Here is a 13,618-nt window from a genome sequence, read left to right on the forward strand (position 1 = left end):
GGGCCGCCCGCTAGTCGTGCACGCGGCCGCGCCCCGTCTTGACCTCGCTGCGCTTTGCCTTGCTGTCGAGCCGTCGCCGGTTCGACGCGCGTGTCGGCCGGGTCGCGACCCGCGGCTTGCGGGTCACGCTGATGCTTTCGATCAGTTCATCGAGCCGCGCCAGCGCCGCCGCGCGGTTCATCTCCTGGGTCCGATGCTCCTGCGCCTTGATGATCACGACGCCGTCGCGCGTGAGCCGATGGTCCGAGAGCGCGAGCAGGCGCATCTTCAGCACTTCCGGCAGCGACGAAGCGCGCACATCGAAACGCAGATGAATCGCGCTCGACACCTTGTTGACATTCTGACCACCCGCCCCCTGCGCGCGCACGGCGGTCAATTCGATTTCGTTGAGCGGGATCGGGTAGCGGAATGTCATCGGTGATGGGACAGGAAGATGCGTCAGTGTACAAGCGCGCGGAGCGAGTTGCCCGATGCACCGGATGTCGCGCCCTGTGGCACGCGCTCGCAAACGCTATCAAAAAAGCATTTGCGTCGGCGCGGCTCGCTCATCGATACTAGGTCTTTCGCTTACAGCGTAAATCCATATGAAAATCCGTCCGGGTTTCGTGCTCGAACTGGCCGTCAACTTTCTGCTGCCATGGCTCGCCTATCGGCTCGCGTTGCCGCGCCTCGGCGAGACCGGCGCGTTGATCGCGTCCGCGGTGCCGCCGCTCGTATGGAGCGTGATCGAGCTCGCCCGCTTCCGGCGCGTCGATGCGCTCAGCGTGATGGTGGTGGCGGGCATCGTGCTGTCGGTCGCGGCCATGGCGCTCGGGGGCAGTCCGCGCATGCTGCTGTTGCGCGAGTCGCTCGTGTCCGGTGCGATCGGCGTCGCGTTTCTGCTGTCGATGCCGATGCGTCGTCCGCTGATCTTCTACCTCGCACGCGCGACGGTCGCGCGCGAAATGGAAGGCGGCGCCACGCATTTCGAGACACTGTGGCGCGACCGCCCAGGCCTCGCCACCGCGATGCGCATGATGACGCTCGTCTGGGGCATCGGTCTGACCGCGGAAACCGCCTTGCGCGCGTGGATGGCGCTGACTTGGCCGATCGAGCGCTTCCTCGTCGTCTCGCCCTTTATCGGCTACGGCATCTACGGATGCCTCGCGCTCTGGACGCTGTGGTACCGCAAGACGATGCACGGCCGCGTCGAGACGAACGAGCGGGCGAGCGGGATGGCCGGTTGAGCGCCGCTCGCACCGTTTCGCACGATCAGCCCCTGCTCCCAACGTTCCGCCCGCTGTCACGCGATCAACGCGCAGCCTCCGCAATCCGCGCCGCCAGCCCCGAATCCCGCTGCGTCGGCGTCGCGATCGCCTGCGCGAGCACGGCCCGCGCACCGATCAACTCGACGCGCTCGCGCGCGCGAGTAATCGCCGTGTACACCAACTCACGCGACAACACCCGGCTAAACGCCGACGGTAGCACCAGCACCGCATGCTCGAACTCCGAACCTTGCGACTTGTGGACCGTCAGCGCGAACGCGGTGTCGTGCGGCGGCAGCGCGGCCGGCGATACCGCACGCACGCCGCCGTCGCCGGTGCGAAAGTAGACGCGCAGCGCGCCGCCCGCGCCCGGCAGCGCGATGCCGATGTCGCCGTTGAACAGACCCAGCGCGTAATCGTTGCGGGTGACCATCACCGGACGTCCGGCAAACCATTGCGCGCCGACCGCGAGCGTGACGCTCGCGGCGCGCCGCACCTGCGCCGCCATCGCCGCGTTGACCTGATCGACGCCGCGAGGTCCGAGCCGCGTCGCGCACAGGATGCGGAAGCGATTGAGCGTGTCGAAGAGCGGCAATGGATCAGGCGCATCGGTGGCGAGCGCGGCGGCCAGTGCCTCAGCGTAGGGCGCGAAACCGGCGGCAAGTCGCGCGATGGTGCGCTCGGCCAGAGCCGCGTGCGCGTCCTCATGCAGGGCCGCGGCGCAGGCGTCGGTCGGGTCGATCCGCAAGACCTCGAGCGCGTCGCTCGGCGAGCCGTTGCGAATCGCGACCGACAAACGGCCGATCGGCGACTCGAGGCCGAACCGGTAGTTGCGTTCGAGCCAGACGACGCAGTCCGCGAGCGGATTGCGTTCGTTCACCAATCGCGCATCGGGTCCCGCCTGCCCACCGGCCTCCGGCGTGACGACGCTGTCGAACAGATCGCCCGACGGTGAAGCCTCGAAGGTATGCAGCGCCCCGGGCGGCACAAAAAACTCATCCAGCCGCGCTTCATCGGGATCACGAGACGCGCCCGGCAAAGCCCGCGCGAGCCGCGCCTCGTCGATATCGAGCGCCTGCGCGACGCGACGCAATCCGGGCGAACTCAGCGCCGGCCGCGCGCTCAGTTCGGCGAACACCGCGCCGGCCTCGACCGCGGCGAGCTGGTCCTTGTCGCCGAGCATCACGAGTCGCGTGTGCGGCGCGATCGCGTCGAGCAGATGCGTGGCCATCGCGACGTCGATCATCGACGCCTCGTCGATCACGACCACGTCATACGGCAACGGATTATCGCGATGATGCCGGAAGCGTCCGCCCGGCCCCGACCCCAGCAGACGATGCAACGTGTACGACGTCTGCGGCAAACGCGCGGCGAGTTCGGGCGGCAGTTCGCCCGCGCGCGCGAGCAACGCTTCCTGCATCCGCTGCGCCGCCTTGCCGGTGGGCGCGGCGAGCGCGATGCGCAGATCGGCGCGCGCATCGAGCAGGCAGGCGAGCACGCCGACCACGGTCGTGGTCTTACCGGTACCGGGGCCGCCGCTGACGATCGTCAGCCGCCCTGACAGCGCCATCACGGCCGCGACGCGTTGCCAGTCGATCTCGTCGTCTTTCGGCGGCCCGAAGTAGCGCAGCAGGCGTTCGCGCAAGGCGGCGGGAGTAGTGTCGACCTCGGCCTGCGCGATCTGCGCCTCGCCCGACGCATGCGCGACCAGGGCGTGCGCCAGACGCCGCTCGTAGTCGTAATAGCGCGCGAGATAAACCCGCCCTTCGGCGTCGATCACGAGCGGCCGCAACGCCGCCGCGTCCACCGCGCCAGTGCTTGCCATGCCGCTCGCGAGCAGCGCCGTGCGCACCTCGGCGCTCGACGCGTCGAAGCGGCGCGCGAGCGTCGCCAGCGGCACGCACACGTGCCCTTCGGCGGTCGCGCGGCTCGCCGCGAACGCGGCGCGCGCAGCCCACTTCACCACCTCGATCGACGCGCCACCGCGCCGCGCGAGCATGCCGATACGGCGCGCGAACCCTTCGGCGAGCGCGATGCTGAAATCGGCCGGCGCGGGCAGATTGACGCCGATGTCTTCGAGCCCGAGCGGCGCGATTGCGTGCTCATCGAGCGTGCCGGGTGTGCTCATGCGCCACCTCCGATCATCGCCGCGTCGAGCAGCGCCACGAGTTCGAACGGCGCGCGCCGCCTATGCACCCCGGCGGCACCCTCGGCATCGCGCCAGTCGGGCCGCACGCCGCGCACGAACAGATACAGATAGCCGCCGATGTGCGTGTCGTACGCATAGTCGCGCACGCGCGTCTTCAGATAGCGATGCAGCGCGACCGTATAGAGCAGCGCCTGCAGGTGATACGCGTGACTCGCCATCGCCGCTTCGAGCGGCGCGGCCGCGTAGTCGGCGGCGGTGTCGCCGAGATGGTTCGATTTCCAGTCGACGATCCAGAAGCGGCCGTCGTGTTCGACGATCATGTCGATGAATCCTTTGACATATCCGCGCAACACGCCGGGCTCCAGCGCGACATCGGGATAACCGTATTCGATCAGCAACTCGCGCAGCCCCGGAAAATCGAGCGAGGGCGCCGCGAACAGAAACTCGAGTTCGTTCAGGCGCCGACGCGGATCGAGCCGCGCGAGCGCCATGCCCGGCACCAGTTCGGTCGAGACGACGTCGCCGATCAGCCGATGCATCATCGCGGGCAAACGCGCGGCAAGCTCGGGCGCGGCCGGCGCCGGACGCTCGCGCAGCGCGCCGCGAATCGCATCGGGCCACGTGCTCGCGTCGGTGAAATCGGCGAGCTCGAACATGCGATGCAGGCACTCGCCGGCCGCCGCGCCACGCGGGAACGCGAGGATGTCGTCCTCCGCGTGCGGCTGGGCGCTCGCCGCGCCGAGCGGCGCGACGAGCGGCGCGATGAGCGGCGCGGACCCGAGCGCATCGGCGATTTCGTCGTGATCGGGCCGCACGTCTTCCTGCGGCGCGTGGGCCTGCGCATCCCCGCTCCTGCCGCCCGCCGCGATCAAGCCGCTGAAGCTCGCCATGCGCCACTGATCGCGCAACGGCCGCCGATTCGCGCGCGCATGCAGATGCGCACCCTGATCCTGCAGACTTTCGAGCGGCACGCGGCGCGTCAGTTCGGGCAGCGCCTGCAACGTAACCGGGCCGCCGGCGAGCGCGCGCCAGCTCGCCGCGAGAGCGGCTTCGTCGGGCGGCTCGTCGCGCCACGCGTCGAAGGTATGGCCGCTGCCGCCCACGAGCCAGTTCAGCACGCTGCGACGCGATTCCTTCGTCGAGCGCGACGACAGATACGTGCCGGCAACGAGGTAGCAGCGATACACCGCGCGCGTCAGCGCCACATAAACGAGCCGCGCGCGTTCCGCCGCCTGCTCGCGCACCGCGTAGCGCGACGCGCGGTCGGCTTCCTCGTCGTCGCAGCCGTAGTGCAGCACGGCGTCGCCGCTATCGTCGTGATACTCGCGCGCATCGGGCAAGCCCGACGACGACGGCTCGCGCAAGCCGCCGTCGTTCAGGAACGGACAGAACACGACCGCGTATTCGAGCCCCTTCGACTTGTGAACCGTGACGATCTGCACCAGATTGCGATCCGACTCGAGCCGTAGCTGCGCCTCTTCACCACCGCCCTGCTCGCGCTGCGCGGCGAGCCAGCGCAAGGTCGGCGCGATGCCGGGCTGCGTGGCCGCGCGCGCCTGCACGAGCTCGGCGAGATGATTCACATTGGTGAGGCGCCGCTCGCCGTCCACTCCCGCGACGAGCCGTTGCGCGACGCGCAGCTCGCGCATCAGCGTGCGCCACATCACCGCGAAGCCGCGTTCGTGCCACAGCATCCGGTAGCGTGAAAAACGCTCGACCCAGCCCATCGCGTCGGCGGGATCGAGTGCTGGCGCGGGTTCATCGATGGCTTCGGCCGCGGGCGCATCGGCGACCTGTGTCAGACGCCACAGTGCGGCGGCGTCGAGCCCGAGCCAGTCGGTGGCGAGCGCGGCGCGCAGACGCCGCAGATCGCCGGGCGTATCGATGGCGGCCAGCACGCGCTCGATCTGTTCGGCGTCGAGCGTCGCGAACACGGACGCCTGTGCCAACTCCACGCTGCCGACACCCCACGCCGCCAGCACGCGTTTGACGAGGCTGCCCTGCTTGTGGGTCTGCACGAGCACGGCGATATCGCCCGGTGCCAGCGGCTCGTCGCCGATCGTCACCACGCCTTCACGGGCGCCACGCAACAGCCGCACGATCTCGGCCGCGCACGCTTCGCTCGCGGCGCGCTGCGCATTGGGTTTGCTCAGCGCGGCCTCGCCTTGCGGCAACGTCCAGATGCGGAAATCGCCGCCACTCGCGTCGGGATCGACGAACGGCGCGCGACGCCGCTCGCCCGCGCGCACCGGCTGATAGTCGAGCCCGTCGAGCACGAACGCCTGCGGATTGGCTTCGAAGATCCGGTTGCACGCGTCGACGATCGGCGCGGTCGAGCGCTGGTTGACCGCGAGCGTGTAGCACGCGGACGCCGACTCGCGCGCCGCGAGGTACGTATGCAGGTCTGCCGCGCGGAAGCTGTAGATCGCCTGCTTCGGATCGCCGACCAGAAACAGCGGTCCGGCCGGCGCAAAAATGCGGCTGAAAATAGCGAATTGCAGCGGATCGGTGTCCTGGAACTCGTCGATCAGCGCGGCCGGATAGCGGTTGCGCAGCGCATCGGCGAGCCACGCATGCGCGGCGAGCGCGCGATACAGGTTCGCGAGCAGATCGTCGAACGACACGACCCGGCGCGTGCGCTTGCGCGCGACCAACTCGGCCGGCGCATAGTCGAGCCATGTCTGCACGAGCGCGAGCCAGCGCGCGCGCTGCGCGTCTTCGGCGGCGACCACGGCCGCGGCCAGCGCTTCGGCGTGCTCGAAGAACGGGTGCTCGGGCGGCACTAATTTGCCCTTGGTCGCCTTCTTCAACGCCGACGCCTTCAGCTTCGACGCGGCGTCTGGCGGCGGCGCATGGCAGTCGCCCTGCGCGAAGTAATCGGTCCACGCGTCAATCGCGGCGCGCACCTGATCGGGCTTGTGGGTGGTCTTGTTGAGCCGCTCCTGTGCCTCGGCGAGCAACGCGACGATCACGTCGCGTTCGGCCTGCCAGATCGCGCACGCGGCATCGAAGCCGGCCTGCGGATCGGTGCTTGCGTCATCCGCTGCGATGCTGCCCCAGCGCAATTGCGCGAGCGGCTTTTTCAGGCGCCGCGCCAACTGCGCGTCGAGCGACGCGGGACCGGCGCGCCTGGCCACCAGCCACGCGGCGAACGCCGGATGCGCATGCGCGACCGGCTCGACCTGCTCGCGCCAGAAATCGGCGGCGAGTTCGAAACGCAGTGCCGCGTCGTCGGCTTCCATCTCGAACGCGAAGGGCATCGCGGCGGCGAACGGCGCTTCCTGCAATGCGCGCTGACAGAACGCGTGAATCGTGTGGATCGCGGCCTGATCGAACGTGCGCAACGCGCGGCGCACGACCTTCAACGCGGCCTCGCGCTCGATGCCGTTCTCCGGCGCGAGCGTCGTCTCGAACAGCCGGCGGATGAACGGATCATCGCCGTCGTCGTCCATCTCGATCGCGCGATGCAGCTCCGCGAGACGGCCACGTATACGCTCGTGCAGCTCCGCGGTCGCCGCCTTCGTGAACGTGACGACGAGGATCTGATCCGCGTTCAGGTTCTTTTCGAGCAGCAGCCGCACGTACAGCGCGCAGATGTTCCAGGTCTTGCCGGTGCCCGCCGACGCTTCGATCTGGTTCACGCCGTCGAGCGGACACGCGAACACGTCGAGTTCGTCGGCGACGAGACTGTGATGGCGCAGCGCGTCGCTCATGAGGCGCTCCGCATGTGCTGGATCAAGGGCTTGAAGACGATCGCGGCGAGGCTGCCGAACGGTTCGTCGAGCGTGAGCGGCGTGCCGCGCAGCGCGATGCGCAATGCGGGGTCGTCGGATTCGCCGCGCACGCGGTCGTTGATCCACACGCCTTGCGCCACCGATTCGCTTTTGTTGACGCTCGCCCATGCGCTCTTCGGGAAGAAGCGCAACGGCAGCCGGCGGCCAGCCTTGAAGAGCGCCAGCAACGGCGCGAGTTCGTCGAGCGGAGCCGCGACCGGTGCGAGTTCGAAGCTGTCGCCGCTGCCGTGCCACACGGTGCGACGCGGACCGTCTGGCTGCGCCGCGCAATAGACCAGATGCGCGAGCCACGCGGACAGATAGTCGCGCGCGCTGGCTTTGGCGTAACGAAAGATCACTTGTCCGGTTCCGGTCAGCAGGTTCAACGTGCCGCGCAATTGCAGCGGCGTTTCGGCGGACTCGCGCAGCAGCGCGTCGTAGTCGCCGAACAGGGTGACGGTGTTATCGATGCCCTCGCCGCCCTGAGGCCAGCGCGGCACGACATCGAGCACGAACGGCAAACGCTCGACGCCCGCGGCCACTTCACTCCGTACGCTTTGCGCCAACTGCCGCAGCGAGGACAGCTCGCGTGCGCGCCAGACCGCGCCAGTCGCGCCGCCGGGCAACTCGGGGCTCGCCTCGGCGACGCGCTGCACGCGGCGGTACATCGCGTCGTCGCCGGTGTCGGCGTCGAGCAGGACCGGCAGCAGACGCTCCGCGAGCGCGTCCTGGCCCGCGTAGTCGAGATCGAACGGCTCGGTATCGAGCAACTCGCCCTGCGCATCCGACAACGCGATGCCGAGCCGGTCGCGCAGCAGCGCGCGCGCCGGATGACGCCAGAAGCGCACGAAGTCGTCGAACCCGACCTCGTGAAGGTCTTCCGGCGGCAACGGTTGATCGAAGAACGGCGCGGCGGCGGCATGCTGCGGCTCGGCGAGCAGCGTGGCCAGTTCGGCGCGATCGGCGTCGTACGTGAACAGGTCGGGCTGCGCCGCGAAGTAGTCCGAGGCGAACGCCTGCAACGGATGCTCGACGACGAACTCGCGCCGCGCGCGGTCGACCTCGGCCGGACTCGCGTCCTCGCCCGCCGACACCTGCGCGAGATGATCGAGCAGTTCATCGACGAGCGCAGCCGGCGGCAGCGGTGCGTTATCGCGAATGCTGCGGCCCGTGTAGGCGATGAAGAGCCGCTCGCGCGCGGCGAGCAGCAGATCGAGGAACAGATTGCGCTCGTCGTCGCGGCGCTGACGGTCGCCGGCCTTGCCGAACGCGGCCATCAGATCGAACTCGTCGGCACGCGCGAGCGACGGCAGCACGCCGTCGTCCATGCCGAGCAGACACACGACGCGAAACGGCAGACCGCGCAGACTCGTCAGCGAAGAGAACGTCACGCTGCCCCACGGCACGCCGCCGCGCGCGGGATCGTCGAGCGCTTCGGTGAGCGCGGTGCGCACCACCGAAGCCGGCAACAGCACATGTTGCGCGCCTGCCTGCATCGCGGCGCTCATCGCATCGAGCGCGTCGCGTACCGCCGCGAGCGAATCGGCGAACTCGACGCCGCCGTCGAAACACTGCGCCAGCGTTTCGAGCAGCAACTGCGACCAGTCGGCCGGGGTACGCTCGATCGCGCAGTTCGCCGCGAAGCTGTCGATATCGTCGACGAAACGCGACAGGCGGCCGAGCAATTCGGCGTCCGAACCGTCCGCGCCTTCGACCGGCAGCCACGCATCGACCGGCTCGCCGCCGGCCGGCATCGCATAGCCGAGGTACAGGCGCGTCAGCGCATCGGCGAACGTATGACGCGCCACCGGCACGTGCTCGCCGACCGGTTCGAGCGGCGCGAGCCCGCGCCGCGCGCCGGCCGCCGCGAGCCATTCCTGGGCGGCTTCGAGCGAGTTGGCATCGATGCCGTAGCGCACCGCGACCGCGTCGACGCGCAGCCATTCGATCAGATCCGGGGCGCCGACACTGCGCTCGGGCAGCGCGAGCCAGTCGAGCAGCAGACGCGCCACCGGGTTGGCCTGCGACGGCGGCAAGCCGGTAATCCGGTACGGAATGCGGCGCGTGTCGCCGGCGGGCGTGGTGCCGAACACCGCGTCGATCAGCGGGCCGGCGGCCGCGAGATCGGACACGGCGACCAGCACGTCGGACGGTTGCAGATCGTCGAACTCGTCGAACCAGCCGAGCAGGCGATCGTGCAGCACTTCGAGCTGCCGCGACAGGCTATGGCAGACATGCACCTCGATGCCGCGCTCGATCGGCCGCTCGCCGTCGGCTTCATCGCGCAACTCGAGGATGCCGTTCTGCACGGCGGCGAGCCAGCTCGGCTCGGGGTTTTCGCTGAACTCGCCGGTCTCGGCCGAGGCGGCACTTTCGGTCAGCTCGTGCAGCATATGCAGCTGAGCCTGAGTCTGGCGACCCCATTCCGCGAGCAGCGGATGCCCGACTTCCTGATAGTCGAGTTGCCCCGCCGCATCGAGCGCTTGCACGCGCCCTTCGCTCACGACGTCGAACCAGAACTCGCGGCACGGGTTCATCACGTACAGACGCACGTCGATCCAGCGCGACAGCGCACGCAGCAATGCGATATGCAGCGGCGGCATGGTCGGTAGTGCGAATACGCTGACCGCCTCGGGCCATTGCGCGTTCGAGATGGCCTCGAGATCGAGCGCGCCGATTTCATCGAGGAACCGGTACGCGGGCGGCAGCGCGGCCGCGGACGTTTGCGCATGAGCGCCGGCTTGTGCGAGTTCCGCGAGTTCCGCGAGCACCGCGCGCCACAGCGCCGCCTGCCAGCGCTCGTCCTCGCGCGCCGCGTCGCTCGCGCCGGGGAGACGCGGACCGGTGTCGTCCGCCGCGCCGCTTGCGAAGATCGAGCCGCCCTTCTGCCATTGCAGCAGCCATTCAGGGCGATAGGTCAGATAGTGGTCGAGCACGGTTGCAACACGCCGTGCGAGTTCGTAGCGCATCGACGCGTCGGCCGCGTCGAGGTAGGTGCGCAAACGCGGCGAAGCATTCCATGGCAGCGCTTCGTCCGCGTCGCCCAGCAGCCGGTAGCAACGCCACACGAGCCGGTCGGGTGCGAACGGCGAATGCTTCGGCACCTCGATCACTCCGCCGATTTGCGCCCACAACCATTGCGCGAGATAACAAAAGTTGATGTTTGCGCAGATGCCCTGGCGCGTCGCGATATCGAGTTCGAGCCGCCGGCGCACGGCCGCGCTCGGCACGATCACGGGCCGCGCGGTCCATGGGTCCGACGGCGCCTGCGCGAGGTCGTCGAGCAGCGCGCCCACCAACGTTTCGTAGCGGTTCGAGTAGAAGAGCTGAAGCATGGATTCCAGATGGCGATTGGCTCGCCGACGGCCCGCGAGCGATGCGCGCGAGCCTTGGCGGACATTGAAGCGACAGCATAACAAACCCATCCACCAGGGCATAACCTGGCCGAATGGACGAGGTCAGAACGCCCGCAAAATCAGTTAGACTCGACGGCAGTTTCGCTGCTGTCTTCCCAAGTGCGGTTCCCTCGGTGAATGGATTCAGGTAGTCGATGCGCTATTCGGTCGAAATAAGAAAATTCCTCTATAGCCAGTATTTCTATGGCGGCCTGCGCATCGCGGTCGGCGTGTCGTTACCGGCCATCCTTTGCCTGATCGTGTTTCACAATCGTGAGCTCGGCTTCACGATCGCGACCGGCGCGCTCGGCGCCTGCGTCGTCGACATGCCGGGCCCGCTCAAGTACAAGCACAACGAGATGCTGGCCTGCACGGTGATCGGCTTTCTGTCCGCGCTCGCCACCGGCCTCGCCACCGTCAATCCGATCGCGCTGTGGTGCACGGTCGTGCCGCTCACGTTCGTGCTGTCGCTGATCGTCGTGTACGGCAACCGCTGGCCGCAGATCAGCTTCGCGACGCTGTTCATGATGATCATGACGCTCGAGGAGCACTTCACCCCGATGCAGGCGCTCGTCAACGCGTCGTGGATCCTGCTCGGCGGCCTGTGGTTCACGTACTGGTCGACCTTCGTGAGCCGCTGGATGATGTATCGGATCGAGCAGCAGGCGCTCGCCGAAAGCGTGTTCGCCTGCGCGGACTATCTGCTCGCGCGTGCCGCCTTCTACGATCTCGACAACGATCTCGACGAGTGCTACCGCAATCTCGTCGACAAGCAGATCTCCGCGGTCGAGCGCCAGGATGCCGCGCGCGACATCGTGCTGCGCAATCTGCCCAAGTTCAAGCGCGGCAAGCTCGAACCCCGCCGCGCGATGCTGTACAACCTGTTCATCAATACCGTCGATCTGCACGAGCTGTTCGTCGGCGCGCAAACCGATTACACGCTCGTGCGCACCACGTTCGGCGGCTCCGATCTGCTGGTGTTCTACCGCGACCTGATCCGCAAGGCGGCCGAAGATCTCGAGGAGATCGGCCTCGCGGTGCTACAGAACCAGGCGCCGCGCAGGCGCGTGAACGTGAAGGCGGAATTGCGCGCGATCGAGTATGAAATCGAACTGATGCGCAAGCAGGAACTGCCGACGCAGAACCCGGAGGCGTATTCGGCGGTGTCGTCGAATTTCCGCCGCATCTGGAGCGCCACGCGGCTCATCGACAGAATGCGGCGCAGCCTCACCACCGAGCCGAGTCCGACCGAAACCGAACTGCGCATCGACGAGGCGCTGACCCGCTTCGTGTCGAGCCGGCGCGTACCGTTCGGGCAGATCTTCTCGAATCTGACCATGGCCTCGCCGAGCTTTCGCCACGCGTTGCGCGTGACGATCGCGGTCGCCATCGGCTTCTGGCTCGGTCGCCTGTTGCCGCTCACGAACGCGTACTGGATCGTGATGACCACCGTGATCATCCTGAAACCCGGCTACTCGCTGACCAAGCAGCGCAATGGCCAGCGGATCATCGGCACGCTAATCGGCTGCGCGGCGAGCATTGCGCTGATTATCTTCGTAAAGGAGCCGCACATCCTGATGGTGGTGATGTTCGCGTCGATGGTGATGAGCTACAGCCTGCTGCTGTTCAACTACACGGCGAGCGTGGTGTTCACGTCGTCGTATGTGCTGCTGCTGTTCCATCTGCTCGCGCCGGGCAGCATGCGCATCATCGGCGAGCGCGCGATCGACACCGTGGTCGGCTGCGCGATCGCGATCGCGGCGAGCCATCTGTTCCCGTACTGGGAATACCGCTTGATGGGCAAGCTCGTCAACAACATGATCAGCGCGACGCGGCAGTATCTCGAAGCAAGCTGGTGGTGGAGCGGCAAGCCGGCCGCGGCGGTGGTCGCAGCCGTAACCGAAGCCGGCGCGCGCGCGCCGGCGGCGGCGATGGCGGATCCGGCGATCGGCTTTGGCGAACCGGCGCTCGCGGTCGCCGGCGCCGAAGTGGTGAACGGTGCAGGGCCTCACGGCGCTGGGCGGGCCACCTCGGCCCAGCCGCGCGCCGACGCCGGTGCCGATGCGAGCCGGGGCGCCACCTCCGCCGACACCACCACGCTTCGCAACCCGGCCGCGCGGCCGGCAAGCGGTACCTCGGCTGCCGCTAGCGCGGCCGCGACCGCGCTCGACCGCGACTATCGCTATCGGCTCGCGCGCAAGAACGTCCACGTCGCGTTCGCGAATCTCGGGCAGGCGTTCCAGCGGATGATGCTCGAACCGAAGTCGGCGCAGAAGTTCGTGCCGGAGCTGAACGGTCTGCTGGTGCGCAGCCATGTGCTCGCGTCGCAGATCACGGCTGCCGCGCCGCTGTTGCGCACCTCTGCGCAACAACAGCAGCAGGTCGAGGACATCTCGCTACAGCCACTGCAGCGCGCCTTGAGCCTCGTGCGCGACAACCTGAGCGCGGCCGAATCCGGTACCGCGCTACCTGCCGAGCAGGGCGAGCAGATCAAACTGATGAACCGCGAGCTCGATGCGATGGTCGTCGAAACGGAGAAATCGCCGGACTATACGGCCGATGCCGTGCACGACACCAAGCTGCTCGCGCATCAATGCAAACAGATGCTCGCGGCGTCCGCGCAGATTCGCAAGGACGCGAGCATGATCAGGCTGCCGGAGGAGTGAAAGAAGAGGCGCGCCGGCGTTATTGCGCGGCGCCGCTCGCCGGTTTGATCGCATCGGCCGCCGCGGCCGCCTGCGAGCTCACCGACGGCGCCTGCGCGTTCTGGCTTTCGAACTCGTGCTTTTCGCGGATCGCGTTGAAGATCAGCGTAGCGATCACCAGCAGGATCGCCACCACGATAAAGACGGCGACGCCGAAGGTCGGGTTTTTCTTGCGCTGCGGTTTGTTCATGAAGCGGGCTCGGTTCGCGAAGCAGTCGCGGATGGGTCGGGAAGGCGGCATTCTACGCCCAGTGGGCTTGCACGCGGCTTGCAGCCGACGGGGCGGCCTGGACGCGCCGCGGCACCCCTGGTCCGGATGCAGCAAACCGCGCACCCGGCGCCCGCCCATTCT

General features: G+C 68.1%; 7 protein-coding genes. 2 read left to right on the plus strand and 5 right to left on the minus strand.

Annotation, left to right across the window (positions count from 1 at the left end; genetic code table 11):
- Positions 1–10: 10 nt before the first annotated feature.
- A complete protein-coding gene (gene arfB / locus CI15_RS01415) occupies positions 11–415 on the minus strand; it encodes an alternative ribosome rescue aminoacyl-tRNA hydrolase ArfB (RefSeq protein ID WP_062123559.1) in 405 nt (134 codons plus the stop codon).
- Between the two features lie 169 nt (positions 416–584).
- On the opposite strand from arfB, the gene CI15_RS01420 reads away from it, so the two are divergent.
- Positions 585–1,226, plus strand: a complete 642-nt coding sequence (locus CI15_RS01420) for a VC0807 family protein (protein WP_062123562.1) — start codon at positions 585–587, stop codon at positions 1,224–1,226.
- 64 nt (positions 1,227–1,290) lie between these two features.
- On the opposite strand, the gene CI15_RS01425 is transcribed toward CI15_RS01420, so the two are convergent.
- From CI15_RS01425 to recC, 3 genes are read right to left on the minus strand one after another with little or no spacing between them, the layout of a single operon-like run.
- The gene (locus CI15_RS01425; protein WP_062123571.1) at positions 1,291–3,372 is read right to left on the minus strand and encodes an AAA family ATPase; all 2,082 of its coding nucleotides are present in this window, start codon (positions 3,370–3,372) and stop codon (positions 1,291–1,293) included.
- Positions 3,369–7,106: an exodeoxyribonuclease V subunit beta gene (gene recB, locus CI15_RS01430; RefSeq protein WP_062123572.1), complete on the minus strand. Its 3,738-nt coding sequence runs from the start codon at positions 7,104–7,106 to the stop codon at positions 3,369–3,371. The genes CI15_RS01425 and recB overlap by 4 nt, the downstream gene beginning before the upstream one ends.
- A complete protein-coding gene (recC, locus tag CI15_RS01435; protein WP_062123575.1) occupies positions 7,103–10,501 on the minus strand; it encodes an exodeoxyribonuclease V subunit gamma in 3,399 nt (1,132 codons plus the stop codon). Before recC ends, recB begins: the two co-directional genes overlap by 4 nt.
- Before the next feature lie 215 nt (positions 10,502–10,716).
- Between recC and CI15_RS01440 the strand changes: the two genes are divergently transcribed.
- A complete protein-coding gene (locus tag CI15_RS01440; protein WP_062123578.1) occupies positions 10,717–13,227 on the plus strand; it encodes an FUSC family protein in 2,511 nt (836 codons plus the stop codon).
- A gap of 19 nt (positions 13,228–13,246) precedes the next feature.
- Here the strand turns inward: CI15_RS01440 and CI15_RS01445 are convergent, their stop codons facing one another.
- Positions 13,247–13,456, minus strand: coding sequence for a hypothetical protein (locus CI15_RS01445; RefSeq protein ID WP_062123581.1), 210 nt, complete (start codon positions 13,454–13,456; stop codon positions 13,247–13,249).
- Positions 13,457–13,618: the final 162 nt, after the last annotated feature.

Source organism: Paraburkholderia monticola, from assembly GCF_001580545.1.
GTDB classification, from domain to species: Bacteria; Pseudomonadota; Gammaproteobacteria; order Burkholderiales; family Burkholderiaceae; genus Paraburkholderia; species Paraburkholderia monticola.